The 26,264-nt window shown below is 65.7% G+C and carries 29 protein-coding genes; 13 read left to right on the top strand and 16 right to left on the bottom strand.

Going from position 1 to position 26,264, the window contains the following annotated elements; genetic code table 11:
* Positions 1-282: 282 nt before the first annotated feature.
* The 7 genes from GA0061098_RS17635 to GA0061098_RS17665 all read right to left on the bottom strand — a co-directional run bounded on the left by GA0061098_RS17635 (position 283) and on the right by GA0061098_RS17665 (position 8,708).
* Positions 283-909, bottom strand: coding sequence for a hypothetical protein (locus GA0061098_RS17635; protein WP_018318290.1), 627 nt, complete (start codon positions 907-909; stop codon positions 283-285).
* Between the two features lie 55 nt (positions 910-964).
* A complete protein-coding gene (locus tag GA0061098_RS17640; protein WP_091958835.1) occupies positions 965-1,804 on the bottom strand; it encodes a shikimate dehydrogenase in 840 nt (279 codons plus the stop codon).
* 74 nt (positions 1,805-1,878) lie between these two features.
* Entirely contained in the window at positions 1,879-3,621 is a 1,743-nt protein-coding gene (locus GA0061098_RS17645; RefSeq protein ID WP_091958419.1) for a SulP family inorganic anion transporter, read from the bottom strand.
* Between the two features lie 95 nt (positions 3,622-3,716).
* Positions 3,717-3,989: a helix-turn-helix domain-containing protein gene (locus tag GA0061098_RS17650; RefSeq protein WP_026201995.1), complete on the bottom strand. Its 273-nt coding sequence runs from the start codon at positions 3,987-3,989 to the stop codon at positions 3,717-3,719.
* A gap of 351 nt (positions 3,990-4,340) precedes the next feature.
* Entirely contained in the window at positions 4,341-6,389 is a 2,049-nt protein-coding gene (locus GA0061098_RS17655; protein WP_091958426.1) for an elongation factor G, read from the bottom strand.
* 190 nt (positions 6,390-6,579) lie between these two features.
* Entirely contained in the window at positions 6,580-7,059 is a 480-nt protein-coding gene (locus GA0061098_RS17660; RefSeq protein ID WP_028140527.1) for a DUF992 domain-containing protein, read from the bottom strand.
* A 446-nt stretch (positions 7,060-7,505) separates the two neighbouring features.
* A complete protein-coding gene (locus GA0061098_RS17665) occupies positions 7,506-8,708 on the bottom strand; it encodes a pyridoxal phosphate-dependent aminotransferase (protein WP_026201996.1) in 1,203 nt (400 codons plus the stop codon).
* 628 nt (positions 8,709-9,336) lie between these two features.
* Between GA0061098_RS17665 and GA0061098_RS17675 the strand changes: the two genes are divergently transcribed.
* From GA0061098_RS17675 to GA0061098_RS17695, 6 genes are all read left to right on the top strand, one after another.
* On the top strand, positions 9,337-9,987 hold the full coding sequence (locus GA0061098_RS17675) for a glutathione S-transferase family protein (protein WP_018318298.1): 651 nt from the start codon (positions 9,337-9,339) through the stop codon (positions 9,985-9,987).
* Between the two features lie 156 nt (positions 9,988-10,143).
* Positions 10,144-10,320: a hypothetical protein gene (locus GA0061098_RS45040; protein WP_018318299.1), complete on the top strand. Its 177-nt coding sequence runs from the start codon at positions 10,144-10,146 to the stop codon at positions 10,318-10,320.
* A gap of 73 nt (positions 10,321-10,393) precedes the next feature.
* Positions 10,394-10,549 (top strand): hypothetical protein, encoded by a 156-nt coding sequence (locus GA0061098_RS17680; protein WP_165637429.1) that lies wholly within the window; start codon positions 10,394-10,396, stop codon positions 10,547-10,549.
* A gap of 128 nt (positions 10,550-10,677) precedes the next feature.
* Positions 10,678-11,490, top strand: coding sequence for a PAS-domain containing protein (locus tag GA0061098_RS17685; RefSeq protein ID WP_091958432.1), 813 nt, complete (start codon positions 10,678-10,680; stop codon positions 11,488-11,490).
* Positions 11,491-11,561: 71 nt separating this feature from the next.
* Complete coding sequence (locus GA0061098_RS17690) at positions 11,562-12,017, top strand: GNAT family N-acetyltransferase (protein WP_091958437.1); 456 nt, start codon at positions 11,562-11,564, stop codon at positions 12,015-12,017.
* A gap of 251 nt (positions 12,018-12,268) precedes the next feature.
* The gene (locus GA0061098_RS17695) at positions 12,269-13,210 is read left to right on the top strand and encodes an aldo/keto reductase (protein WP_091958441.1); all 942 of its coding nucleotides are present in this window, start codon (positions 12,269-12,271) and stop codon (positions 13,208-13,210) included.
* Positions 13,211-13,228: 18 nt separating this feature from the next.
* Here the strand turns inward: GA0061098_RS17695 and hmuQ are convergent, their stop codons facing one another.
* The 3 genes from hmuQ to GA0061098_RS17710 form a co-directional block, all read right to left on the bottom strand.
* On the bottom strand, positions 13,229-13,552 hold the full coding sequence (hmuQ, locus tag GA0061098_RS17700; RefSeq protein WP_027534263.1) for a heme-degrading protein HmuQ: 324 nt from the start codon (positions 13,550-13,552) through the stop codon (positions 13,229-13,231).
* An 86-nt stretch (positions 13,553-13,638) separates the two neighbouring features.
* Complete coding sequence (locus tag GA0061098_RS17705) at positions 13,639-14,853, bottom strand: DUF1501 domain-containing protein (protein WP_091958445.1); 1,215 nt, start codon at positions 14,851-14,853, stop codon at positions 13,639-13,641.
* Between the two features lie 2 nt (positions 14,854-14,855).
* Positions 14,856-16,427: a DUF1800 domain-containing protein gene (locus tag GA0061098_RS17710; RefSeq protein WP_091958450.1), complete on the bottom strand. Its 1,572-nt coding sequence runs from the start codon at positions 16,425-16,427 to the stop codon at positions 14,856-14,858.
* 114 nt (positions 16,428-16,541) lie between these two features.
* Between GA0061098_RS17710 and GA0061098_RS17715 the strand changes: the two genes are divergently transcribed.
* Positions 16,542-16,748, top strand: coding sequence for a cysteine-rich CWC family protein (locus GA0061098_RS17715; protein WP_091958453.1), 207 nt, complete (start codon positions 16,542-16,544; stop codon positions 16,746-16,748).
* A gap of 172 nt (positions 16,749-16,920) precedes the next feature.
* Here the strand turns inward: GA0061098_RS17715 and GA0061098_RS17720 are convergent, their stop codons facing one another.
* The 3 genes from GA0061098_RS17720 to GA0061098_RS17730 all read right to left on the bottom strand — a co-directional run bounded on the left by GA0061098_RS17720 (position 16,921) and on the right by GA0061098_RS17730 (position 18,743).
* Positions 16,921-17,619, bottom strand: a complete 699-nt coding sequence (locus GA0061098_RS17720; protein WP_165637430.1) for a glutathione S-transferase family protein — start codon at positions 17,617-17,619, stop codon at positions 16,921-16,923.
* A gap of 117 nt (positions 17,620-17,736) precedes the next feature.
* Positions 17,737-17,967, bottom strand: a complete 231-nt coding sequence (locus GA0061098_RS17725) for a hypothetical protein (protein ID WP_091958459.1) — start codon at positions 17,965-17,967, stop codon at positions 17,737-17,739.
* Positions 17,964-18,743: a sulfite exporter TauE/SafE family protein gene (locus tag GA0061098_RS17730; protein WP_091958462.1), complete on the bottom strand. Its 780-nt coding sequence runs from the start codon at positions 18,741-18,743 to the stop codon at positions 17,964-17,966. The genes GA0061098_RS17725 and GA0061098_RS17730 overlap by 4 nt, the downstream gene beginning before the upstream one ends.
* Positions 18,744-19,071: 328 nt before the next feature.
* Here GA0061098_RS17730 and GA0061098_RS17735 point away from each other — a divergent pair, with 328 nt between their 5' ends.
* From GA0061098_RS17735 to uvrB, 4 genes are all read left to right on the top strand, one after another.
* The gene (locus GA0061098_RS17735; RefSeq protein ID WP_028140186.1) at positions 19,072-19,989 is read left to right on the top strand and encodes a LysR substrate-binding domain-containing protein; all 918 of its coding nucleotides are present in this window, start codon (positions 19,072-19,074) and stop codon (positions 19,987-19,989) included.
* 102 nt (positions 19,990-20,091) lie between these two features.
* Positions 20,092-20,316, top strand: coding sequence for a hypothetical protein (locus GA0061098_RS17740; RefSeq protein ID WP_018318312.1), 225 nt, complete (start codon positions 20,092-20,094; stop codon positions 20,314-20,316).
* A gap of 53 nt (positions 20,317-20,369) precedes the next feature.
* The gene (locus GA0061098_RS17745) at positions 20,370-20,600 is read left to right on the top strand and encodes a hypothetical protein (RefSeq protein ID WP_091958465.1); all 231 of its coding nucleotides are present in this window, start codon (positions 20,370-20,372) and stop codon (positions 20,598-20,600) included.
* 92 nt (positions 20,601-20,692) lie between these two features.
* Positions 20,693-23,668: an excinuclease ABC subunit UvrB gene (uvrB, locus tag GA0061098_RS17750; protein ID WP_091958469.1), complete on the top strand. Its 2,976-nt coding sequence runs from the start codon at positions 20,693-20,695 to the stop codon at positions 23,666-23,668.
* A gap of 102 nt (positions 23,669-23,770) precedes the next feature.
* Here the strand turns inward: uvrB and GA0061098_RS17755 are convergent, their stop codons facing one another.
* From GA0061098_RS17755 to GA0061098_RS17765, 3 genes are all read right to left on the bottom strand, one after another.
* Positions 23,771-24,157, bottom strand: a complete 387-nt coding sequence (locus tag GA0061098_RS17755; protein ID WP_091958472.1) for a hypothetical protein — start codon at positions 24,155-24,157, stop codon at positions 23,771-23,773.
* Between the two features lie 115 nt (positions 24,158-24,272).
* Complete coding sequence (locus GA0061098_RS17760) at positions 24,273-24,452, bottom strand: hypothetical protein (RefSeq protein WP_091958475.1); 180 nt, start codon at positions 24,450-24,452, stop codon at positions 24,273-24,275.
* Between the two features lie 96 nt (positions 24,453-24,548).
* Positions 24,549-24,791: a hypothetical protein gene (locus GA0061098_RS17765; RefSeq protein WP_091958478.1), complete on the bottom strand. Its 243-nt coding sequence runs from the start codon at positions 24,789-24,791 to the stop codon at positions 24,549-24,551.
* Positions 24,792-25,088: 297 nt separating this feature from the next.
* Here GA0061098_RS17765 and GA0061098_RS17770 point away from each other — a divergent pair, with 297 nt between their 5' ends.
* Together GA0061098_RS17770 and GA0061098_RS17775 are read left to right on the top strand one after the other, a co-directional pair.
* Entirely contained in the window at positions 25,089-25,535 is a 447-nt protein-coding gene (locus GA0061098_RS17770) for a nuclear transport factor 2 family protein (RefSeq protein WP_165637431.1), read from the top strand.
* A 232-nt stretch (positions 25,536-25,767) separates the two neighbouring features.
* Positions 25,768-26,208 (top strand): nuclear transport factor 2 family protein, encoded by a 441-nt coding sequence (locus tag GA0061098_RS17775; protein ID WP_091958481.1) that lies wholly within the window; start codon positions 25,768-25,770, stop codon positions 26,206-26,208.
* Positions 26,209-26,264 lie beyond the last annotated feature (56 nt).

Below are 26,264 nucleotides of genomic sequence, written 5' to 3' on the forward strand. Positions count from 1 at the left end.
CGTGCCCACCATCGTGCGCGGAATGTGAGAAAGACGTGGGCACGGCGCAAATGCGCCTTTGCCCACCCTACGAGATCTCGGCGTGATCGAAGATCGCAGCCACAAATTTCCGCTGTCGTCCCGGACAAGCGCAGCGCCGATCCGGGACCCATGACCACAGGGAGTAGTTTGGCGAGGACTGGTGATTAGTCAGTCTTCGCGCGGTACTGCAATCTTCTCACATCGAACGATCACGAATGGGTCCCTGCTTTCGCAGGGACCACTGCGGCAGCGCCCCCCAACTCACATCGGCGGCGTCAGGCCGTCACGGCCGACGCTGACGCGGTTGGTCTCGAACGAGCCGTCCGGCAATTGCTTCATGAAGGCGATGACCTTGGCGCCGGCCTTGAGGTCGGATTTGTCGCCAGGCACGAAGGTCACCACCGGCGTGTTGTCGGCGACGAACACCTTCTTCTCGCCGTCCTTGTACTTGACCAGCAGCGTATGGCCGTCATTGCCGACCACGCTCTCCGAGACCGTGGCGTTGGTCATGCTCGAATTCGGCTTGAGGTCATAGGGCCGCGAGCCCTCGCCGGTGCCGCGCATGCTCTCCGGAAACACGTGGACCTCGACCGCGTTCTGGCCGCCGTCCGGTCCCGGCACCGTGGTGGCGCCGACGAAGGAGCCGACCTTGATGTCGGCGAGTGAAATTTTGGTAATCCCGGATACGTTCACGTCGGGAGCGATGCGCAGCTTGACGTCCTCGCCGCTGCGCGATTTGACCTGCATCGTGTCACCATTGACGCTTTCGATCGTGCCGCGCACGCGCGTCGGCACCGGTGCCCTCTGCGCGTAGGCATAGAGGGTGGAAGCGGCCACCATCGCGACGGCGATGAGCGGACGTGTGAAAGTTGCGCGTTGAACAGACATGACGGTCTCCGATTGTCCCCCGGATGGAGAACTCCGGACGACGCGTGCTATTCTCTCAAGTCTTTGTGAGATCGGCCTCGACCAGCGCCCGCAGCTCGGCCGTGACCTCCGGCCGCCGGCCGAACCACAGCTCGAAGCCGCGCACTGCCTGGTGCAGCAGCATGCCGAGCCCGTCTGCCGTCTTCAGGCCGCGCGCCGTTGCGGCGGCGAGCAGCGGCGTCACCAGCGGCACATAGACGAGGTCGGCGACCACCGCCGCCTGCGGCAGGCGCGCGACATCAACATCGAGTGAGGACTGGCCGTGCATGCCGAGCGAGGTCGTGTTCACGAGAAGTTTTGCGCGCGGTAGCACATCGTCGATCCCGTCCCACGTCACGGGATGCACGTTCGGCCCGAACTGTCTTGCCAGCGTCTCGGCCCGCGCGATGGTGCGATTGGCCAGATGGATGCGCTTGATCCCACGCTCGAGCAGACCGAACACGACCGCCCGCGAGGAGCCGCCGGCGCCGAGCACCAGCGCCTCCTCGGCGGCATCCCAGCCGGGCGCGCTGGCGTCGAGATTGCCGATGAAACCTTCGACGTCGGTGTTGGTCGAGCGCAGCTCGCCGTCGGCAAACCACAGCGTGTTGGCGGCACCGACGGCCTTGGCGCGGGCGTCGGGAGTGGACAGCGCCAGCACCTCCTCCTTGTGCGGGATGGTGACGTTGGCGCCGACGAAGCCGCGCAGTGACAGCCGCAGCACGAAATCCCTGAGATCCTCGGGCGGAACCGCTTCGATGACATAGCCGCCGGCGATGCCGAGCGTGCGCAGCCAGTAATGATGGATCAGCGGCGAGCGCGAATGCGCGGCCGGCCATCCGATCAGACAGGCTGCAGGAGCTTTGGGCGCGGTCATCTTTTCCTCGGGGGTCGTATTCCCGAGGCGATCCATTTCGCGTCCCGTGGGGCCTGTCAAGCGTGCGGACGTCGCTAGTCCGCCGCAGCCTCGTCGGCCGCCCGGCCCTTGATGTCGGCGATCGCGCGCTCGAGGCTCTGGCGATAGCGCGCCCGGGGCGGCGTCACGCCATGGGTGAGCAGCGCGCGCCGGACCGCGGGCGAGGCGCCGGTGATGAACAGGCGGATGCCCTGGCGGTGCGCCTTGGCGGCGACGCGGCCGAGCACGTTGGCCGCCGTCGAATCCAGGAACGGCACCGCGGCGAAATCGACCACGAAGGCCTTGCGCTTGTCGGCGACCTCGTCGAGCACGCCTCCGATGGCGGAGGCCGCGCCGAAGAAGAACGCGCCGGTGATGCGATAGACCAGCACGTCGCGATCGACCGCAAGCGCAGGATCGTAGCGAACGCGATCGCCGTTGCCGTCGTCGGGACGATCGCCGGCGACGAGTGGCGAGCGTTCCTCGATGCCCGTCATCTCCGCCATGCGATGGATGAACAGCACGGCGCCGAGCGCAAAGCCGACCAGGATGCCTTCGGTGAGATCGCGGAAGATCGTCAGCAGGAATGTCGCGAGCAGCACGACGGCGTCGCCCCACGACGAACGCAGGAGCGTGGCGAATTCGTGCTTCTCCGCCATGGTCCAGGCCACCACGACCAGCACCGAGGCGAGCGCGGCCAGCGGAATGTAGCTTGCGAGCGGCGCCGCGATCAGCATGAACAGCAGCAGGAACACGGAGTGCAGCATGCCGGCCAGCGGCCCGCGCGCGCCGGCGCGGATGTTGGTCGCGGTGCGCGCGATCAGGCCGGTGACGCAGATGCCGCCAAACAGCGCCGAGCCGATATTGGCGGCGCCTTGCGCCACCAGCTCGCAATTGGAGCGGTGACGGCGCCCGGTCATGCCGTCGGCGACCACCGCCGACAGCAGCGACTCGATAGCTGCCAGCAGCGCGAACGCGATCGCATCCGGCAGCACGGCGCTCGCCTTCGCGACCGAGAACGCCGGCAGCAACGGTGACGGCAATTCGCGCGGAATGCCGCCGAAGCGCGACCCGATGGTTTCCACCGGCAGCGACAGCACGGCACACGCCACGGCGGCGAGCACGACCGCGATCAGGATGCCGGGCCAGGACGGCCGCCAGATCCGCAAGGCCGCGATGATGGCGATGCTGATGATTGCGACCGCCACGGCGGATGGATTGATGGTGTTGAGACCGCCGGCGAGTGCGACCAGCTTTGGAACGAACTCGCTGGGCTCTTTCCCAGCAAGCGTGATGCCGCCGAGATCGCGGAGCTGGCTGGCGAAGATGATCACGGCGATGCCAGCGGTGAATCCGACTGTCACCGGATAGGGAATGAACTTGATGTAGGTGCCGACCCGGAGCAGGCCCGCGGCGATCAGGAACACGCCCGCCATCAGGGTGGCGAGGATGACGCCATCGACGCCGTGACGTTCCGCGGTCGCTGCGACCAATACGATGAAGGCGCCGGCGGGTCCGCCGATCTGGAACCGGCTGCCGCCGAGCAGCGAGGCGATGAAGCCGCCGACGACAGCGGTGTAGAGACCGCGGTCCGGCGTCACGCCCGAGGCAATCGCGATCGCCATCGACAGCGGCAGCGCCACGATCGCAACCGTCAGCCCTGCGAAGACGTCGGCGCGGAAGTCCGCGACGCCGTAGCCTTCACGCCAGACGGTGACGAGCTTTGGCAGATACAGTTCGGCGAAGGTCGGCTGACGCAGCTGGTGCAGCCGGCTTGCGTGATCGCTTGTGATGCTCATGCTCCGCTGCCCCACAATGCTCCACTGCATCGTGCGGCCGCGATTCGGACGCGACGGTGCGCTGGTTCAGTCTGCTCCGGGCATGACCCGCAAGATCACGCCCCCACCCGACGCGGCGGCCCGGGCTCCTTCAGGCGGACGCCACGCCCGCCGCTGTCGCTGCGGACCTGCTCGCCGATCAGCTCGACACCGGCCCGGTCGAACGCCTCGACCACCTTGATCAGGGTCTCGACCACGCCGCGCACATTGCCGGTGCTGGCCTCCATCCGCTGGATGGTCGGCAGCGAAACGCCGGCGAGCTCGGCCAGGGTTTTCTGGTCAATGCCCAGCAGCGCGCGGGCTGCCCGCATCTGGAACGACGTGATCACCTTGGCCTCACTTACCAGAACTTATAAATGATATCTGAGACGTGTACAATGATGTAAAATACATCATCCATGGGCAAGCGCAAGGGGCTTACGCCTATCTCCTCCATCATTCCGAGGAGCTCTTGCGACGAAGCAATCCAGGCTGCCTCCGCAGAGACAGTCTGGATTGCTTCGCGGAGCCTGTCATCGGGCCGCGCTTTGCGCGGACCCGGTGGCTCGCAATGACGAGTGGAGAGAGGGCGCGGCCTAAATGAAGCGTCGCACCGTGGAGACAGCCCTCACCCCAACCCTCTCCCCGTAAGGACGGGGAGAGGGTGTGAGAGAGTGCCGTCCCTGACTAAGCCAGCTTGATCAAGCCGCGTGTTGATGCGCGGCGATGATCTGGTCGGCGGCGCGGCCTGTGACTTCGGCCATGTGGTCGAACGTGCGGGTGAAGCTGCCGGCGCCGGCGGTGGCCGAGCGCAGTTCCACGATCAGTTCGCCGATCTCGGCTTCCGGCATCATGGCACGGACGCTGTCCCAGCCGCTCCAGCCGTCACGCGTGTCGAAGCCGAGGATCTGGCCGCGCCGCGCCGACAGGATCGCATTGATCTTGGCGGTGGCGTCGGTCGGACAGACGATCTCGACCACGTGGATCGGCTCCAGCAGCACCGACTGACAATGCGGCAGGCCCTCGTTGAGTCCGATCCGCGCCGCCGTGCGGAAGGCGAGATCGGAAGAGTCGACGCTGTGATAGGAGCCGTCGGTCAGCGTCACCTGCAAATCGGTGACGGGGAAACCGAGCGGACCGCGCGTCAATCCGTCGACGACACCTTCTTCCACCGCGCCGATGTAGTTGCGCGGCACGGCGCCACCAACGACCTTCTCGGCGAACTTGAAGCCCTCGCCGCGCGGCAACGGCCTGATGTCGAGCACGACGTCGCCGAACTGGCCGTGGCCGCCGGACTGCTTCTTGTGGCGGCCGCGCTGGACGATCGGCTTGCGGATGGTCTCCTGATAGCCGATGGCCGGTGGATGCGAGGTGATCTTGACGCCGAAGCGGTCGCGCAACCGCTCGCTGGCGACGCGCAAGTGCATCTCGCCCTGTCCCCACAGCACGGTGTCGTGGGTCTGGGCGTTCATCACGATGACGAGCGAGGGATCCTCCTCGTGCAGCCGCGTCAGCGCCTGGCCGAGCTTGACGTCGTCCTTGCGATCGGTGGCCGCAACCGAGATCGCGAGCACCGGCGACGTCGGCTCCGAGACCGCGAGCGCCGCAGGCGGGGTCTTGCCGCTCGAGACCGTGTCGCCGGTCTTGATCGGATCGAGCTTGGCGAGCGCCACCGTGTCGCCAGCTTCAGCTGTGGCACGCTTGGTGTCGTAGGCGCCGTTGACGGCGAGGATGCCGGAGATGCGGCCCGCTCCTCCGGAAGCGGATTGCAGCGTGGCGCCGTCGTCGAGATGGCCGGCGAGCAGCCGCGTCAATGACAGTTTGCCGCCATGCTGCGAATGCAGCGTCTTGAACACGAAGCCGAGCGCGTCCCTGGTCTCGGTAACGCCGAGACGTTTTGCGGTCTCCGCTATTCCCGGCGCCTCGTGACGCAGCGCCTTCATCAGACGCAGTACGCCGTTTTCGCGCGCGGCTGCCCCTAACAGCACAGGGCAGATCACCCCTTCGCGCAATTCGCGGGCGAGATCGTCGAACACGGCATCACGCGGCGGCTGGATGTCTTCGAGCAGCTGCTCCATCAGCGCGTCGTCGTGATCAGCGAGCTTCTCCAGCATCGAGAAGCGGGCCTCCTTCTCGCGGTCGAGATTGCCGCCTTCGAGCGCGACCACCTCGGAAGCCTTGTGCTCGCGATAGATGAAGGCGCGTTCCAGCGCGAGATCGACGAAGCCCTCGATCAGTTCGTCCTTCCAGATCGGGATCTGGCGCAGCACCAGTGGCACGCGGGAGGCGGGCTGCAGCATTGCGAGCGACTCGCGGATGCGCTGGCTCGCACGGTCGATCTTGTTGAGGAACAGGAAACGCGGGATCTTCAGCTCCTCCAGCTCGCGCAGGATGATCTGAAGCTGCGGCAGCTTCTTCTCGTCGGCCTCGCAGACCACGATCGCGGCATCGACCGCGGGCAGCGCGGCGCGCATGTCGTGGGCAAACTCGACGGAACCGGGACAATCGAGGAAAGTGTAGCTGTCGCCCATGAAACTCGTGGTGGCGGCAGTGAGCCCGACGGTCATCTTGTGATGACGGGCCTCGGGCGCAGCGTCGCCGACGGAAGTTCCGGCGTCGACACTGCCGGCACGCGGGATTGCGCCCGTTCGCGCCAGTATTGCTTCGAGAAGTGTGGTTTTACCGCTTTGGAAAGGGCCCACCAGCGCGATGCACCGTGGACCTCGGGGACTTCTGACGTCTTGTCCCATTCGCCGCCTCCTTGGTGTGGAGCTCGGCCCATGATTGGGTCGGCAATCGCAGATGCTCTGCCCGTCCCCGAGATTTGGCAAGCATCAAACGTCGCTGCGGTGCGTCGTCAGTTAGATCAAGTCTTAACGGTGGTGCTCCACCTCTTCCCGCTGGGAAGAGGTGGAGCAGCACCACCCGCCCGGCGCGCGATCAACGGCCCGGACGAAGTTCCAGGCTCTCGAGGCCGGCGGCAATGTTGAGGCCGACCTGGCCCTGCACGCTGAGCGGTTGGAGCGCGATCGAATTGTTGGAGCCGCCGACCAGCACGTTACCCCCCAAGCCGACACCGACCGAGGCGCTGCCCTGCGCACCGGCATAATTGCCCGAGAGGTCGCCGGGGCCGAGCCGGTCGACCGGCGCGAACACGCCCCACGCCAAAGCCGTCTCCTGGGTGATGCCGATGTCGAGACCGACTTTGCGGATGGTTGCGACGTAACGATCGTCGGGCAGACCATCGGCGCGCAGCACGCAGCCGAGATGGGTCACCGATCCCACGATGAAGCCGACGCTGGCGCCGCCGCGGCATTCGAGCACGCCGACCCGGGCCATCCGCTGCTGCGCACTGCCGCTCACGCTGGAGGCAACGAGGCTGGCGGCGGCGAGCCCGGCGAAGATGAACGAACGGCGCATGAAATGTCTCCGGCGATGAAGTGATGCGAGCAGAGAAGGCGCACTGCACGCTGCGCGATGGTCTATGCCACAAGTGCGTTGTGGGTGCCAGATCGCAGGCGGTTAGAATCGAACTTGTGGAGAGAGCCCCTCACCCCACCCTCTCAGGGCGAGCTTTGCTCGTCCCGCCCCCCGTAAGAACGGGGCGAGGGAGTGAGAGAGCGGTGCGCCCCTCACTCAAAGCCAATCAAACTTCAATGGCGCGTGGCGGGCGTCCTAACCTCTCCCCGCTCTTCAGCGGGCAGAGGTCGGATCGCCCCGGCGATGCGAAGCATCGTCCGGCGTGATCCGGGTGAGGGACAAGGCACAATGCTGCCCCAAGCAAAAGCCCATCCGACTCCACTCATCGAACACGCATAAAAAAGGCCCGCACGAAGCGGGCCTTTTCAATTCTCGTCGCGACAGACTTACCGCAAATTACCGCAGAAGCGCTGGATGCGCTTGCATGCGTCTTCGAGATCCGAGGTCTTGGTCGCGTAGGAGATGCGGAACGCCGGGCCGAGGCCGAAGGCCGAACCCTGCACCACCGCGACGCCTTCAGTCTCAAGGAGCTCGGTGACGAAGGTCTCGTCATTGTCGATCACCTTGCCCGACGGCGCGGTCTTGCCGATCGTGCCGGCGCAGGACGGATAGACGTAGAACGCGCCCTCGGGACGCGGGCATTCGATGCCCTTGGCCTGGTTGAGCATGGAGACGACGAGGTCGCGCCGCTCCTTGAACACCTTGTTGTTGGCGGGGATGAAGTCCTGCGGACCGTTCAGAGCTTCCACCGCGGCCCATTGCGCAATCGAGGACGGGTTCGAGGTCGACTGCGACTGGATGGTCGACATCGCCTTGATCAGCTGCGCGGGGCCACCGGCATAGCCGATGCGCCAGCCGGTCATGCAATAGGCCTTCGACACACCGTTCACGGTGAGCGTGCGGTCGTAGAGTTTCGGCTCGACCTGCGCCACCGTGGTGAACTGGAAGTCGTCATAGACGAGATGCTCGTACATGTCGTCGGTCATCACCCAGACATGGGGATGCTTCACCAGCACGTCGGTGAGCGCCTTCAGTTCGGAACGCGTGTAGGCGGCTCCCGTCGGGTTCGACGGCGAGCACAGGATCACCCATTTTGTCTTCGGCGTGATCGCGCGCTCGAGCGCCTCGGCCTGGAGCTTGAAGCCGGTCGCAGCGGTGCAGACCACCGGCACCGGCTCGCCGCCGGCGAGCGCCACCATCTCAGGGTAGCTGACCCAGTACGGCGCGGGAATGATCACCTCGTCGCCCGGATTGATGGTCGCCATCAGCGCGTTGTACAGCACCTGCTTGCCGCCGGTGCCGACGATGATCTGGTTCGGCTTGTAGGCAACGCCGTTCTCGCGCTGAAACTTGGCGATGATCGCGTCCTTCAGCTCGGGAATGCCGTCGACCGCGGTGTACTTGGTCTTGCCGGCCTCGATGGCGCGGATCGCCGCCAGCTTGATGTTCGCGGGCGTGTCGAAGTCGGGCTCGCCGGCACCGAGACCGATGACGTTGCGGCCCGCCGCTTTCAGCGCGCGTGCTTTATCCGTGACCGCGATGGTCGCGGACGGCTTCACACGGTCGAGCGCAGCGGCAAGGAAGGACATCGTCATCTCCTGACAAGCGTCGAAAAGCCCTGGGCCTCACGACTCTGATTGTGGGAATGAGATACCCTAAAACGTGTGCCGCTGCGCCGCAAGAAACTTCGGCCCGATCTCGGAAAAACTTACGGATTTGGAGCGGTTCAAGCAGCGATTTCCAGCAATTTTCCGCAACTTTATCGCGCGAATCGCTCATATCCCGGAAGGCTTGTCCTCGGAGCAATTTTGCGTGTTGCGTGCTGAAGCTCCGTCATGGCCGGGCATAGCCGTCCGAAGGACGGCGTCGCTCTCCGCTCGCCAGTGTCCCGCCATCCACGCCTCACCCGCGGCACGAAGAACGTGAATGCCCGGGGACAAGCCCGGGCATGACGGCGCACTGGGTTGATGACAGCGCTCTTCCCCAATCGCTCACCCTGCGCACGATCGCGCGAGCCAAGCGCTCGCATGCTGACGCAAGCGTGATCTGATTTGCATCGTCGCGCGGAAATGATCTTCCGTGGCGCTGCAGTGCGGTAGGGATTTCGAGTTTTTCTATTGGCCGGCCCTTGCGGCGGATTCGCATCGGCATCATTGTTTAGCCGCCTCGCGCGGCAACGAGCGACGCGCGTCCCCGTCTTCCGGAATCATTCTCAGAATGTACAAACTCTATTCGATGCAACGCTCGGGCAACAGCTACAAGGTCCGCCTTGCGCTGGCGCTGCTCAACGTGCCTTACGAAGCGATCGAGGTGGACATTCTGCGCGGCGAGAGCCGCACGCCGGACTTTCTGACCAAGAACCCGTCGGGACAGGTGCCGCTGCTCGAGGTCGGCGACGACCGCTTTCTCGCGGAGTCCAACGCCATCCTCTGGTACGTCGCCGTCGGCACACCGCTCGCGCCCGAGAACCGCATCGACCGCGCCGAGGCGCTGCAATGGATGTTCTTCGAGCAGCACGCGCTGGAGCCGAACATCGGCGCCGCCTATTTCTGGCTATCATTGGTCAAGGGCGGCCGCGACCTCCAGACCCATTCGCTGGAAGACTGGATGGAGCGCGGCTATGGCGCGCTCCAGGTGATGGAGAACCACCTCAAGACCAACGCCTATTTCGCCGCGCGCCAGCTCACGGTCGCCGACATCGCCTTGTACGGCTACACCCACCTCGCCGACCGCTGCGACTTCGACCTCCAGGCCTTCCCGGCGATCCGCGACTGGCTGAAGCGGGTGGAAGCTGCGCCGGGCTTCGTGTCGATGGACTGGCGGCCGGCCGACGTCGACGACCCCGCCAGCATTGCCGCCGGGGCCTGAGCGCGCGCCCTGCGCTCTGGCGAATAGCGAGTACAAAGGTAACATCGCCGCAATCCCGCCATTTTCCGCGCGATAGCCGCCGCAATATTGCCGGTTGAAACTGGGAAATTGTGGAAAGTCGCGGGTGATTCGCTCGCACGTTGAAGGATTTAGACCATGATACGGGCGTCCGGCACGGCAGGCTTTCAGGGCCATCCCGCTACCGTCGCGTCTTCCCGGCTGACCAACGCGGTCGCGGCCTCGCTCGCCGTCGCCGCGCTCTCGCTGTGCCTGATCGTCACCCTGACGGTGCTGTCGACCAAGGCGACCATGGCGATGGGCCTGCCGGTCTGATTCCCGTTTCATCCTGGTCCAGCCTTCAAGGCGCCGCGTGGCCCGTGCCTTCAGGCATCGCGACAGGACGTCGATGAAATCACCCGTGGTAGTCGTTGCAATCGCACTGACTGCGGCCATTTTGGTCGCGGCGTCGCTGTTGATTGTCGTCACGCGCAAGGGCCCGGGGATTTCGACGCTGAATGCGCCTGCGCTGCAACAGCCCCTCAAGCACGCCCACTTGGTCTAAAATCATCCGAAAACCTGAAGCTTGCACGCAAGCGGCCCTTAAACACATCGCGGGAAAACGTATCGCGGTGGCGCAACGATCAGTCAGTGTTGCGACGTTACCTCGTTCGGGAGGAGCGAGACGGGTCCATGCGGTTCGGATGGCGTGCGATCTCCGGTCCGGTGCTGACGGCAGCAACCCTGCTGCTGGCGATGCTTTTCGACCGCTTTCTCCCCACTGCCTCGCCCGTTCCGCTGCTCGTCGGCATCGTGGCGCTCGCCGGCGCACTGTCGGGTCTCGCCTCCGCCATCACCAGCGCGGCCGTCGCGGTGATCGGCGCGGCGCTGCTCCTCCTCGGCCGCCACGGTGTTTCCGGCTTGACCACCACCGATCTGGTCCAGCTCGGCCTGCTGGCGATCACGACTGCCGCCACCGCCGGCATCACCGGCCTGATGCGCGAGCGGCTGCTCGGCACGGTCGCGGCCGAGCGCCGGAGCCACGCCACGGCGGCACGGCTGTCGGCCGCGCTCGACCAGGTCGATATCGGCATCGTGCTGCTCGATGCCGAGACGCGGGCCGAGTTCATCAACCGCGCCTTCCGCGATTATTTCGCGGTGCCGGACGAGATCGCCGACGGCAAGCCGCCCTTCATCGCGCTGATGTATCACGGCCGCGACACCGGCGCGTTCGAGCTGCCCGAAGACGAGCTCGGCACCTTCATCGCGCAGCGCATGGAGATGGTGCGCATCGGCGATGCCACGCCGATCAACATCGCCTTGCGCAACGGCGAGGTGCTGCGCTTCGTCTGCGCCGCGCTGCCCGACGGCGGACGCATGCTCAGCTACACGCCGGTGACCGACCTCGTCCGCCACACCGACGCGCCCTCACGCGCCGACTACTACCGCTCGCTGCGCGATCCCACGGGCCGCAGGCTGATGCGGCATCTGCGCGCCGCGGAGTGATGCGGCTGGCGGTTGATCGGCACGCCCGTCATCACGTATGAAGGACGTCCCATCGATCGCAGGAATTCCACATGTCGCTCACCATTCGCGCCGTCACCAGGCAGGACTACGATCAATGGCTGCCGCTGTGGGACGGCTATAACGCCTTCTACGGCCGCTCCGGCCCGACCGCGCTGGCGGGCGAGATCACTGCGATGACGTGGCAGCGTTTCTTCGATGCCTATGATCCGGTACATGGGTTGGTCGCCGAGAGCGACGGCAAGCTGCTCGGCATGACGAACTACCTGTTTCATCGCAGCACCACCGCGATCGAGCCGTCCTGCTATTTGCAGGATCTGTTCACGCTGGAAGCCGCGCGCGGCAAGGGTGTCGCCTCGGCGCTGATCCACGGCGTCTATGAGCGGGCGAAACTGGCGGGATCGCCGCGCGTCTATTGGCAGACGCACGAGACCAATCTCACGGCACAGCGCCTGTATGACAAGGTCGCGGAGCGGTCCGGTTTCATCGTCTATCGCAAGCTGTTCTGATCCCTGCCCGCACCTGTGGATAACTCCCGCTGTCACCCGCGCGTAACATAGCGGGACTACGCTGCACCTGCGTCTGATCAGGCCCCCCGTCACCGATCAAGCGCCCCAAGCGGTCCCCGTCAGTCGCCGCGTCTGACAGGGGCCGCATTTTTTTGTCCGCCTTGTCAGCATGGCAGCAGCGCGGCGCGCGCCTTGCTGCTGCGGCGCACGATGGTCACAATGAGTGGCTGCTCTCTCTGACAGGATCTCCCATGGAAATTCGCAATCTCGGCGCCTCCGGCCTTCGCGTGTCCGCGGTCGGGCTCGGCTGCAACAATTTCGGCCAGCGCACGGATCTGGAGACCTCGCGCAAGGTGATCCATCGCGCGCTCGATCTCGGCATCACCCTGTTCGACACCGCCGACATCTATTCGAACATGGGCGGCTCGGAGAACGTGCTTGGCGCTGTGCTGGGCGACCGCCGCAAGGACATCGTGCTGGCGACGAAATATTCCAAGCCGATGGCGGAGGACGGAACCAAGCAGGGCGCCTCGCGCAGCTACATCATGGACGCCGTCGAAGCGAGCCTGAGGCGGCTGAAGACCGACTACATCGATCTCTACCAGCAGCACGACTACGACCCGCTGACGCCGATCGAGGAGAGCCTGCGCGCGCTCGACGATCTCGTCCGCCAGGGCAAGGTCCGCTACATCGGCAATTCCAACTTCCCGGCCTGGCGCGTCGCTGAAGCCGAGTACGTCGCGCGGGCGATGAATGTCAGCCGCTTCGTCTCCTGCCAGGACGAATACAGCCTGCTGGTGCGCGACATCGAAAAGGACCTGCTGCCGGCGGCGCAGGAGTACAAGCTCGGCCTTTTGCCGTTCTTCCCGCTCGCGAGCGGACTCCTGACCGGCAAGTACCGGAAGGGCGAGGCCGCGCCCGATGATACCCGCTTCGGCAAGGTTGAGCGGCTGCGCGACCGCTACGTCACACCGCGCAACGAGGACATCGTCGAGAAGCTCCAGGCCTTTGCCAAGGCCCGTGGCCACAGCATGCTAGAGCTCGCCTTCTCCTGGCTCGCCGCCCGCCCGCAGGTGTCCAGCGTGATCGCCGGCGCCACCCGTGTCGAGCAGATCGAGCAGAACGTCAAGGCGATCGCCTGGAAGCTCAGCGCGGATGAGATGGCGGAGATCGACAAGATCACGCTGGGCTGACGTTCGAGGCGCGGCGTGTTATTTCGCGCCGCGTCCCACGGTCTGCATCACCTCAAAGCCTTCGAACTGGGGGTGGCCGAGATAGAGCGGCTTGTTGTCGCCTGCCTTGTGGTGCGCGGCCCGAAACGCTTCGGACTTGGTCCAGGCGTCGAACGCGGCATGGTTTGCCCACACGGTGTGCGAGGCATAGAGCGTGTGGTCCTCGAGCTCGGGTCCACGCAGCAGATGGAATTCGACGAAGCCCGGCACCTTGTCCAGATGCGTATCGCGGCTGAGCCAGACCTGCTCGAAAGCGGCCTCGGAGCCCTTGGCGACGCGGAAGCGGTTCATGGCGATGTACATGGGGATGGTTCTCCTGATGCTGCACCATTATCTCGTCATTCCGGGATGCGCCGCAAGGCGCAGGCCCGGAATGACGGCGCGTGGGGTTAGGCGACCAATCCCTTCATCGGCCGTACTCCCGCACTATCCGGGAACACCGTCTCGGCCAGCACGCGATCGGACAGGCCGAACTGGCCCTGCAGCACGCCCTTGATCACGGAGCGAAGATCGGTGGTCGGCTTGAGATCGCGAGCTTCATACAAGTTCGCGAGCTTGAGGCCCGGCCAGTCGGAGATGACGCGGCCACCTTTCACGGCGCCCCCGGCGAGCAGCGCGATCGTGCCGGTGCCGTGATCGGTGCCGTCGGTGCCATTGATCCGCGCGGTGCGGCCGAACTCGGTGGCGACGACGACGACAGTGTCGCGCCAGCGCTCCCCCAAGCCGCTTTCGAATTCGGCGAGTGCGCCACCGAGCCCGCCGAGCAGGAAGGCGAGACGACCGACCGGGCCGCCTTCATTGGCATGCGTGTCCCAGCCGTCGAAGGCGAGCGCGGCGATGCGCGGGCCGTCGTCCGCCGCCATCAGCTTGGCCGCGCCGCGCGCGACCTGGCGCATCTGCGCCACCGCATTGCCGGGTTTCGGCTTCATGTCGTCCCCGCTCGCGGCCTTGTCGAGCTGGAGGCCTTGCGACAAGGCCAGCGCCAGCGCGGGATCGCGATGACGGTAGAGATCGACGAGGCGCATCGCGGTGTCGTCGTCCGCCTGCGGTAGCGCCACCGGCGCCCATCCGACGGTCGGCGCGTTGCCGCGCAGCACCAGCGGCGTGGTAGGCCCGACCGCAAGAGCGCTCGACACGCGCTCGCCGCGCGGCAGCGCTTCCAGCGCGCGATTGAGCCAGCCGGACTGCACGCGGCCAGGCCCGGCATAGCCGCTCTCGAGCACGTCCTGGCCGTCGAAATGCGAACGGTCGCGATAGGGCGTCGCCACTGCGTGAATCACCGCGGCATGCTTGTTGCGATACATGCGCGCAAACTCCGGCATCGCCGGATGCAGCGCGAAGGGGGAATCCAGCATGATCGCGGGATGCGCGCCGTCCGCGGCGAGCGCGATCGAGCCGTGCAGGCCGGCATAATCGGGATCGCCGATCGGCGCGACGGTCGAGAGACCGTCGAGCGCGCCGCGCAGGATCACCACGATCAGCCTGGGATCGCGCCCATCGGCCGCGCGTGCGAATTTCGGCAGGTAAGCCCAGGCTGCGAACGAGGCGCCGCCGAGCAGAAGACCGCGGCGCGAGGTGAGGAGCCGGTTCTCGGTGCAGTCCATCGTCACCTCCTCTGCATTTCCGGCGACATCAGCAGCAGCGCCAGCGCCTTCTGGCGCGACTCCGCGCGCTCGATGGTCCGGCGCGTTTCGATCGAGGCCGCGTCCGACGCCGCGAACTCGAGCAGATCCAGCGGATCGATGTTGGGCCCGAGCCGTGCGCCCATCTGCGCGGCGATATCGAGCCTGAGCTTCATGCCCTCAGGCGCGGCCCATGCGGCGCTGGTATCGGGGAAACCATTGGGGCCGGCCGGCGACCACAGCGGCTGTCCCAGCAAATTGAGATCGTTCAGATAGGCGCCGGGATCCTCCGGCACGCGCGCGAGCAGCCGGCCGCTCGCGACCAGAAAATCATAGGGCGAGCGCATCTTGGTCAGCGGCGCCTTCCACGCCTCGTCGGAATCGACCAGCGCCGTGGCAAGCGCCTTGAGGTCGCCGTCGGTCTTGACGAAGATTTCACGCAGCCGCGCCACCAATCCCGGCGGCGGATCGTCGGCGACGAAATGGCGAACGAACTTGGTGGCGATGAAATTCGCGGTCGACGGATGGCGCGCGATGTCGGCGAGCGCGGCTTCGCCTTGCGCCAGGCCCGCCGCCTCGTAGCTCTTGCCGAGCAACATCTGTGCGCCGGGCTGGTGCGCATTGGCGTTGAACACGAAGGAGCCGGGTGTGCCGAGCTGACCCTGCCTTCCGGCAAAGGTCCAGCCGGTGATGATGCGCGCGAGCGAGGTGACGTCCTCCTGCGTATAGCCGCCGCCGACGCCGAGGGTATGCAGCTCCATGATCTCGCGCGCGAGATTTTCGTTGAGCCCCCGCTTGCGATTCTGGCCTGCGCGCGAATCCGGCCCGAGCGATTGCTGATTGTCGAGGAAGAACAGCATCGCCGGATGCTGCTCGACCGCTTTCAGCATGTCGGCAAAATGCCCGAGCACATGCGGCCTGATCGCCTCGCGCTCGAACGCGCCGGCCCAGATCCGCGCCAGCTCGCCCTTCGTCGCGGAAATGCAGAAATGGTTGGACCAGAACGCGACGAGACGCTCGGTGAAGCCGCAGGTCGCCAGCGTCGCGCGCTGCAGGCGAGCCAGCGCCTCGGAGCGGAAGGTCTTTTGAATCACGTTGAGCGGCTGAGGTGCCGGCTTTGCGGCCGGCGGCGCGGCGGCGTTGGGCTGCATCGCGTCCGGCCTTGCCGCATTGTCCGCCGGCTTGTTGTCCGCCGGCTTGGCCTCCGTCATCTGGCCGGCGACCTCCGTTGCTGCCGCATTCAGCGAGAGATTGCGGCGGAGCCCGGGCTTCTGTTCGGTCGGCGCAGGCGGCGGCGTCTCGGCGGGCGCGGCGGCCTTCGCCGCTTCGCGCGCCTGCCTGACCTGATCCTGATAGGCGAAGACGGCCTGCCCGAGTTGCTGGGTCGATTGCAGACCGGGCGCCTCCAGCAGCACCCCGCTCGCACGGACCAGCTCTGCCTTCACGAAACCGCGCGGATCGGAGGCTGCGTTGATGAGATCGCCCGAGGCGCCGCCGCGGGCGCCGAAGCCAAAACGGTTGAGCGCGACGAGCGCGGCTTGCGAATCGCGGGCCATCGATTTGTCCTTCGCGTGTCAGGAGCCGCTTTCGGAGTCCGCGCGCGACGCCTAATATACCGCAGCGACCGATGAACCCGACATGAAAATCACGGCGAAGCTTCGACGTAAATCATGACAAATCCGAAAGAATCCTCACCGCCGGAACCGCGCCGCCTCGCCTGCGCGCGCTGCGGCACCGAGTTCGGCTGCGACCTCTCGGGCAATTGCTGGTGCGCGGAGGAAACCGCGAAGCTGCCGATGCCGGTCGAGGGCGAAGACTGCCTGTGCCGCGAGTGCTTACGCAAGGCGGCGGCGGAAGCGAGCGCGGCGGCTCGTTAACCGCGAGAGGATCACCGCACCCTCCCTGTCGTCCCTGCGAACGCAGGGACCCATAACCACAGGGAGAGGTTTGGCGAAGACTGGTCGTCCGGTACTTCGACCATCCGCGCTCGAATAGATCACGCGGTATGGATCCCCGCGTTCGCGGGGACGACGTCGGAGAGACCGTACCTTACACCTCATGCCCCGGCGATTTCCGCGCCATGCCGTCGAACGCATCGAGCAGCTTTTCGCGCCATGCATACACCGGATCATCCGTCTCGAGCAGCTTGAACGGGCTCACCACGCGCGCCCACTGGAAACCGCCAAACACGATGTAGTCGGCGTAGTTAGGCGCCTCGCCGCCGAGATAGGGCTGCTTCTTCAACGTCTGGCGCATCACCTCGAGCGACTTGCGGAAGGCGACCACGCCAATGTCGCGGCTCGCCATGACCGCTTCCAGGCTCTTGCCGCCGAAGCGCGCCTCGCGCGATTTTCGGAAATAGGCGGCGTCGACCTCGGCGAGATTCGTCGGGATGTCGGCGACGATCAGCGGAAAGATGCCGCCGACCACGGCGATGTCGCCGAAGGTGTTGATCATGCGCGCGATGGCGCGGCCGCCCTCGCCGCCGAACAGCGACGGACGGTCCGGGAAATTATCCTCGAGATAGGTCGCGATCATCCAGGAGTCGACGACGGGCTTGTCATCGTGCAACAGCACCGGAACCTTCTCCGAGCCATGCGGCGCAAGCGCGCTCTTCTCGGTGAAGCGCCAGGGCAGCGATTCCGCCGCGAGGCCCTTGTGCGCCAGCGCCATCCGCGTGCGCCAGCAATACGGGCTGAAGGGACGCGAGGCGTCGGTGCCGACGAGTTCGTAGAGTTTGAGTGACAAAGGCGCCTCCACTGGCTCCGTCATTGCGAGGAGCCCTTGCGACGAAGCAATCCAGCCTGCCGCGCGGCGACATTCTGGATTGCTTCGCTGACGCTCGCAATGACGATGTGGCGAGAGTTAGCGCCCGTTGGTTCGCAGCAATTTCTCGCCGCCCTCCGTCACCGCGATCACCAGCCCGAGACCGGGCAGCGTCTCGCGCGCGACGTAGCCGCGCTCAGTGGCGTCTTCCCAGATGGTGAGGCGCGGGCACGAAGTTTTCCAGGTCGCGATCACCTCGGCATAGGCGCGCGGCTCGCGCGCAACCCATTCGACGAAGTCCAGCACCAGCGGATCGGCGCTACAGCTCATTGCAAACCTCCCTTGTCGAAGGCGGCCAGCACTGGCGTGCGAACCATCAGCCAGCCGCCGTAGGCGATGTAGTAGCAGGCGATGGTGGTGATCAGCTTGTTCGACCAGGCCACGAATTGCTGATCGGTCATCGCTTCCAGGATGCGCCGCGCCAGCGTGGTGCCGAGCATCGAGGCAAGGATGGCGACCCCGGCGAGCACGGGATCGAGGCTCGCAGCCTGGTCGATGATGCCGCCGAAATAGATCAGCTTGGTGAAATGGCTAACGAGCTGGCACATCGCCTTGGTCGCGACCTTCTCGCGTCGGCCGAAATCGCCGCCGAGGAAGAAGGTGTCGAGCAGCGGACCCGAGACGCCGGTCATCAGCATCAAGCCCATGCAGATCGTGCCGTAGACGGTGCCCTGCCAGAGACGGTCGGGATCCGGCTTGATGTTCGACGGCAACAGCCGCGCCATGAACGGGGTGACGCCGAGCAGCAGCAGCGCCATCGGCTTATCAGGCACGTAGCGCGTGATCGACCAGGCCGCGAGCGCGACGGCAGCGCCGACCATATAGTTCGCGACCGGCCGCCAGCGGATATGCGCGCGCCACAGAAATGCGCGCCAGCCGTTCGAGGCCATCTGCGTGATCGCATGCAGCACCATCGCGGTCGGCAGCGGCATCAGTGCCAGCAGCACACCGATCAGGATCAGCCCGCCCGCCATGCCGAACAGCCCCGACAGGAACGCGGTGGCGACCATCAGCAATCCGAGGGCAGCGATCATGATGGGCGTCACGTGGGGAATCTCCGGTGGTGGGGCCGTTGAGTAAGGGACGCGGGCTGTCTCACTCCCTCGCCCTGCTTGCGGGGAGAGGGTGGGGTGAGGGGGAGCCTCCGCGGGGACGGCGAGAGTGACTCGTGGAGAGTCCCTTCCCCGGAATCCAAGCATTGCTTGGATTCCGGCCTCTCCCCGCACGCGGGGAGAGGCGAAGAAGCCGCGGCACTCCCGACAAATCATTCCGAAACTACGCTGGAAAATCTGCCTCGCTTGCTCCTTCCGCGCAAACTGAGTTATCTTGGCCTGGCATCAGCTTTCCTGAGGGTCTTGTATAAGGGTCTTGCCTTTGCGGCGTCTGCTGTTTCTCAACGGCATCAAGGCATTCGAGGCGGCGGCGCGGACCGGCAGCTTTGCTGCGGCCGGGCTGGAGCTGAGCGTGTCGGCGGCCGCGGTCAGCCGCATGGTGCATCTCCTGGAAGAGCGCCTCGGCGTCGCGCTGTTCGAGCGCAAGGCCAATCGCCTGGTGCTGACGCAGGCCGGCCGCGCCTACCAGAGCGGGCTGACGCCGATCTTCGATGCGCTGGCAAGCCTCACCGCGCAGGTGACGGCGCCGGCAAGCGTCCGCGTGCTCACCATCGGCGTCGGCCACACCTTTGCGATGCGCTGGCTGATCCCGCGCCTGTCGGAGTTTCGCAGCGAAGAGCCCGACATCGAGGTGCGCTTCACCACTGGCGGCGCGTCGGTGCCGTTCGGCGAGGACTGGAGCTGCGGCATCAAGCTCGGCACCGGCGACTGGCCCGGGTTGGTCGCCGAGCCCCTGTTCGCCGGCGATCTCACGCCCGTCTGCGTGCCCCGCCTCGCGAGCGGCCTGAAGCGCCCGGCCGACCTGAAGGGACCGAGTCTGATCCGGGTCGAACATTCGCCGGAGGACTGGCCGATCTGGCTGAAAGCCGCGAACCTCACCCGCATCAATCCGCGCGGGCCGGAGTTCCAGTTTTACGGCCAGGCGCTGCAGGCCGCCGCCGACGGGCTCGGCATCGCCATGGGCATCCGCCCCTATATCGACGACGACCTCGCCGCCGGCCGGCTGGTCGCCCCGTTCGACCTCTCGGTGCCCAAGGGCATGCGCTGGTACCTGCTCTATCGCAGCTTTCAAACCGAGCACCGCGACTTTGCCGCGTTCCGCCGCTGGATCATGCGCGCGGCCTCGGAACCCGCTGCCCGCCCGGTCAAGCGGACGGGCCGTGTCGCCGCGCGGAACTGACGCCCGAGGCAAAAAAGCCTGCCGCTTGTGAACGGCTTCACATTCCGGAATCCGCAAACGTGGTCCCCTGACCCTCCGAAAAGAAACGTGGGACCGACAAGAATGACGACCCTCTACGACGGCTTTGACATTGAATCCTTCGAGGCTGGCAAAGGCCTCTGGCACGCCCGCATCCGCCGCGCCGATCTCAGCCCCGTCGCCATCGACGGCGTGCTGTTTCCGGCGATGGAAGTCGGTTTCGCCTGGCCCGATCAGAACGCCGCGATCGCCGACGCCAAGCACCACATCGACCGCTTCCGCCGCCGGGCCGACAGCGACGACGAATAAGCAAGCCGGACGGCAAGCGAACCGGGCAGCAGCATAAAGGGGGGAACCGGGTCATGTCAGTCATCGACATCGAAGACACGCCGCGGCCGAGAATTTACGCCCGCAACGTGCTGTCGAATTGCCCGGAATGCGCCGGCGATCTCTCGGTGCTCCGCGTGATCGGCGGCCGCGCGGGGTGCGAATACTGGACCATGCGCTGCACCGATTGCGGCGGCATCCACCTCGACATCCTCAAGCCGTATCAGGCGGGTGAGGACGACGGCGGGCCGCTGCCGGCGGCGTGAGGCCGAGGCTGCTGCCAACCTGCTGTCAGCAGGCTGCATGAGGATGGTCGTTCGCCCTTTATCGGGAGGCGGACTCATCCCATATTCGCCTCATGGCGAAGAAACCTGCATCCTCCGAAAAATCCGGCAAATCCCCCAAGACCAAGGCCCCCAACTCGAAGGCACATCGCCCCGACGTGCAGCCGATCGGGCCGGCGCTGGCCGAGCTGCTCAATCCCGCGATCAATCGCGGCGACGCCGGGCTTGGCTCGGGCACCGGGCTGCAGCCGCCGCCGGACAATTCGCGCGACCGCCGCTCGGGCGGCGAGGCTGCGGCGCATCGCGCGCGGGCCTCGACGCCGAAGGAGTTTCCGCAGGACAGTGCGCGGCCGATGCCGCTGCGGCCCAACCCGCAGCCGGCGGGCGCCCGGCAATCCACCGAAATTGGCGGACTGGAAGAAGCGCCGCAGGCCAATTACGGAACCGCGGCCACGATCCCGACGCTCGATCCGGAACTGGCGCGGCAGCTTGGCCTGCCCACCGAGGAGGACGATGCCGAAGCGCTGGCACGTCCGCCGCGCAGCAAGATGGAGGCGCTCGGCGTCAAGGCGACCGCGGATGCGCTGGAATCGCTGATCCGCGAGGGCCGGCCGGAGTTCCGCAAGAACGACGGCTCCACCAAGGTGTGGACCCCGCACCGGCCGCCGCGCCCCGAAAAGTCCGAAGGCGGCGTCCGCTTCGAGATCAAGTCGCCCTATGAGCCGCGCGGCGACCAGCCGACCGCGATCGCCGAGCTGGTCGAAGGCATCCAGCGCAACGACCGTTCGCAGGTGCTGCTCGGCGTCACCGGCTCCGGCAAGACCTACACCATGGCCAAGGTGATCGAGGCGACGCAGCGCCCCGCCATCATCCTGGCGCCGAACAAGACGCTCGCCGCCCAGCTCTATGGCGAGTTCAAGAGCTTCTTCCCCGACAACGCGGTCGAGTATTTCGTCTCGTATTACGACTACTACCAGCCGGAAGCGTATGTCCCGCGCACGGACACCTACATAGAAAAGGACTCCTCGATCAACGAGCAGATCGACCGCATGCGCCACTCGGCGACGCGCGCGCTGCTCGAACGCGACGACGTCATCATCGTCGCTTCGGTGTCCTGCATCTATGGTATCGGCTCGGTCGAGACCTACACCGCGATGACCTTCGCACTGAAGAAGGGCGAGCGCATCGACCAGCGCCAGCTCATCGCCGATCTCGTCGCGCTCCAGTATAAGCGCACCCAGGCCGATTTCACCCGCGGCACGTTCCGGGTGCGCGGCGACGTCATCGACATCTTCCCGGCGCACTATGAGGACCGGGCCTGGCGCGTGAACCTGTTCGGCGACACCATCGAGACCATCGAAGAATTCGATCCGCTCACCGGCCACAAGCAGGACGAGCTCGAATTCATCAAGATGTACGCCAACTCGCACTATGTGACGCCGCGCCCGACGTTGGTGCAGGCGATCAAGTCGATCAAATCGGAGCTGAAGCAGCGGCTCGACCAGCTGCACGACCAGGGGCGCCTGCTCGAAGCGCAGCGGCTGGAGCAGCGCACCACTTTCGACCTCGAGATGATGGAGGCAACAGGGAGCTGCGCCGGCATCGAGAACTATTCGCGCTATCTCACCGGGCGCCGCCCCGGCGAGCCGCCGCCGACGCTGTTCGAATACGTCCCCGACAACGCGCTGGTGTTTGCCGACGAAAGCCATGTCACGGTGCCGCAGATCGGCGGCATGTTCCGCGGCGACTTCCGCCGCAAGGCGACGTTGGCCGAATACGGCTTCCGCCTGCCATCCTGCATGGACAACCGCCCGCTCCGCTTCGAGGAATGGGACATGATGCGGCCGCAGACGGTCGCGGTGTCGGCGACGCCGAGTGCCTGGGAGCTGAACGAGAGCGGCGGCGTATTCGTCGAACAGGTCATTCGCCCCACCGGGCTGATTGATCCGCCCGTCGACATCCGCCCCGCCCGCACCCAGGTCGACGATCTCGTCGGCGAAGTCCGCGCCACTGCGCAGGCCGGCTACCGCTCGCTGATCACGGTGCTGACCAAGCGCATGGCGGAGGACCTCACCGAATATCTGCACGAGCAGGGCATTCGCGTTCGCTACATGCACTCCGACATCGACACGATCGAGCGCATCGAGATCATCCGCGACCTCCGTCTCGGCGCGTTCGACGCGCTGGTCGGCATCAACCTGTTGCGCGAAGGCCTCGACATTCCCGAATGCGCGCTGGTCGCGATCCTCGACGCCGACAAGGAAGGCTTTTTGCGCAGCGAGACCTCGCTGATCCAGACCATCGGCCGCGCCGCGCGCAACGTCGACGGCAAGGTGATCCTCTATGCCGACCAGATGACGGGGTCGATGGAGCGCGCCATCGCCGAGACCAACCGCCGCCGCGAAAAGCAGGTCGAGTACAACACCGCCCACGGCATCACGCCGGAGAGCGTGAAGAAGCAGATCGGCGACATCCTCAACTCCGTCTACGAGCGCGACCACGTGCTGATCGAGGTCGGCGGCCACGACATGACCGACGACGTCATCTCGATCGGCCACAACTTCGAAGCCGTGCTCGGCGATCTGGAAACGCGGATGCGCGAGGCCGCCGCCGATCTGAACTTCGAGGAAGCCGCGCGCCTGCGCGACGAGGTCAAGCGCCTGCGCGCTACCGAGCTTGCCGTGGTCGATGATCCCACCGCCAAACAGCGCACCGTGCAGGGCAAGGCCGGCGCCTATGCCGGCAGCAAGAAGTACGGCGATGCCGCGAATTTGCCGGTCAGCGCGATGAAGAAGAAGACCGTGGGCTCCGCGCTGAAAGCCAGCGGCGGCGGTAGCGGCTCGAAGGTCCACAAGCCGCATCTCGACGAGATGCACGGCCCGGAATCGCTGCCCTACCGCGAGAAGCAGACACTGCCGTCCAAGCCGTTTGGAAGTACGAGCCGGATCATCCAGCCGACGGACTCAAGGCAGTCGGGCCCGGAGTTCGGGCCGGCGCCGAAGTCGACGGGTGGGCAGCCGGGGCGAAGGGGCGGGTGGAAGAAGAGGTAGGCGGCACATCCGCACCGGGCTCGCCGCTTCCGCCTTCACTCTTCGAACTTCGGCGGACAATTGCGGCGCCCTGGAATGACCAGCGGAGATATCTTTTCCCCCTCACCCCACGCTCGCCGTCACCACGGCCATCACCGACAGCAGCAGCACGATGGTCACGAGCTGGAGCGAGGCGATCGGCTGGGTGCGCCAGGCCGTGATCTTGTCGGACAGCGACAGATGGGCTTCGAAGAATTTCGGCTCATAGACGGTCTTGAAGAAGGCGGGGAAGCTCGGACCGAAGCTCACCGCGACCAGTGCGTGGCCGAGCGAGGCGATTGCGACGAAGATGGCGACGCCGGGGTCGCCGACGAGGTCGTGGTTGCCGACGAGCTTGAGCAGGAATGTGGCGGCGGCGAAGGTCGGGAAGCTCTGGAGGATCGCGGTCAGCGCGAGGCCTTCGAGCGCGTTGTGCAGGCGGGACTTTCTGGCGGTGGCGATAGCGGCCATGGCACGTCTCCCTGTTGACATGCGGATGACGTTAGTCGCGTCGGGAGCGGAGTGATGTGAGGTGGGTCACGCGGTGCGGCGGCCCCGCCCAAAGCAGCGGGCGGGGCGAAGGACCTCAGAGCTGGCGGAAAAATACCAGGTAGATGGCGAGGCCGATTGTCGAGAACGACAGTAACACGCCGAGCCAATTGTATTTGACGCCCCGCGAGCGGAACACGCTTCTGATGAAAGCAACGAGGAGGCACAGGAACAGGATTGTGAGGACGACGCCCCAAAAGAACTTCCCGGCGTCCATCGTCCCCTCGCCCGACTCAACCTCAGCGTTAGCGATTGGAACTTACCATCGGGGCATGCCGGACAGAAGACGGTGGGCGCGAAGTTTTCCGTGCCTCTACAGCTTCCCCTGTCCGTTCACCTGGCTCTGCTGCTGCTGCTGCCGCTGCCTTTCCTGCTCCTTCGCATGATGGCGGCCGTAGATGCAGCCGGCGGCTGCGCCGAGCACGCCGTGATGGCCGGCATAGTGGCCGGCGACGCCGCCGACGACGGCGCCCTTGATGCAGCCCTTGGCGTTGGCGGCGGAGGTCGCGCCGCAGATCAGGAGCGCGGCGGCGACGGCGAGAAGCGGGGCTTTCATGGATTGATGTCTCCGGATGCGATGTCGGCATCTCAACGAGTGCGGATAGCCGCGGGTTCCCCGCGCGCAGCGCATGGCAAACCGCGCCCGCCGATGTGCACACGGCGTCATCGCGGCACGCGAAAACCCGCCCGAATTCTTGCATGCGCAGACGCGCGCAACCTTTAATTGCACCCCCATGAACCGGGCATTGCGCTCGCGCGTCATAACGACAATCACCCTGTGTTTCTTGGATTGGATGGGCGAGCGTGTCGCGCGACAGCGTCGCAATCCGCGGGTGGTGAAGGCAGGTGCTGCATGACGGTCGAATCGCTGAACAGGCAGCGCGTGCTGCATCTGCTCGACGCCTTTGCGCGCGGCGATATCGAGGCCGCGCTGGCGTGCTGCACCGACGACGTCGACTTCCTCACTCATGCGCCCATCGACGTGCTGCCGCACATGGTGCCGCGCCACGGCAAGCAAGAGCTGCGTGAGCTGTGGCAGACGGTCTGGTCGCGCTATTCAGAGATCCGCTACAAGGCGCCGCACATCCTTGCCGAAGGCGAGGCGGTCGCGACCTACATGCAGGCCTATTTCAGGAAGCGCAGCAACGGCCGCATCGTGCAATTCGACATGGCCGTGTTCTACACCTTCCGTGGCGGGCTGGTGGCGCAGATCCGAGAGATCATCGATTCCTACGATCTGGTGCAGCAGGTGCTGGAGCGCGAGATCGGGCCGCTGATCTTGGGGGCGCGGGTGGACTGATCCTCCTCTCGCCGCTGGAACCCGCACGCGAGCCGCCGGGACCCGGAAGATTACGGGGTTCTATTGCGAATCTCACATATCGCCATCAATTGTGCATTGCGAAAACGTGAATTGCGTTTTGGCCGAAATCGCGTATTTTATTCGTATACAAATGAGTTAAGCCCCACCGCCTGACTGCGCCTGGGGTCGTTTTCCGTTTTTCTTTCGCAAAGCCAGCTTCAGGACTGCCAAAATGACAGAGCACAGCCTCTGGCGTTTCTCGCGCGCGTTGCACCGCGCGATCAACGACCGGCATTTCGAGGACATCGAGGCCCAGATCGACGAGGATGTCGAATGGGCGCTCTACGGCCCGATCGACATGTTTCCGTTCCTCGGCGCGCGCCAGGGCAAGGACGCCGTGCTCGACGTCATCCGCCAGCTCGCCGACAATTTCCAGGTCCGCCGCTTCGACCGCGAGAGCATCATGCTGGGCGTCGATTCCGCCGCCTCGATGCTGCGCTATTCGCTGACGGCACTGGATTCCAACAAGCCGATCAGCTTGCGGGTCGCGCAGTTCGCCCAGTTCAGGGCGGGCAAGCTCACCAGCATGCGCGTCCTGATCGACACCTTCGACCTGGTCGATCAGGCACTCGGCCGCGCCATTCATCTGCCGAAGATGACCAGCGTCGGCTGAGGGGGACGCCAACGGGCCCCGCTGTTCGGGACCGATGACAATGCCTGACGCGACGT

Source organism: Bradyrhizobium shewense, from assembly GCF_900094605.1.
Lineage (GTDB): Bacteria > Pseudomonadota > Alphaproteobacteria > Rhizobiales > Xanthobacteraceae > Bradyrhizobium > Bradyrhizobium shewense.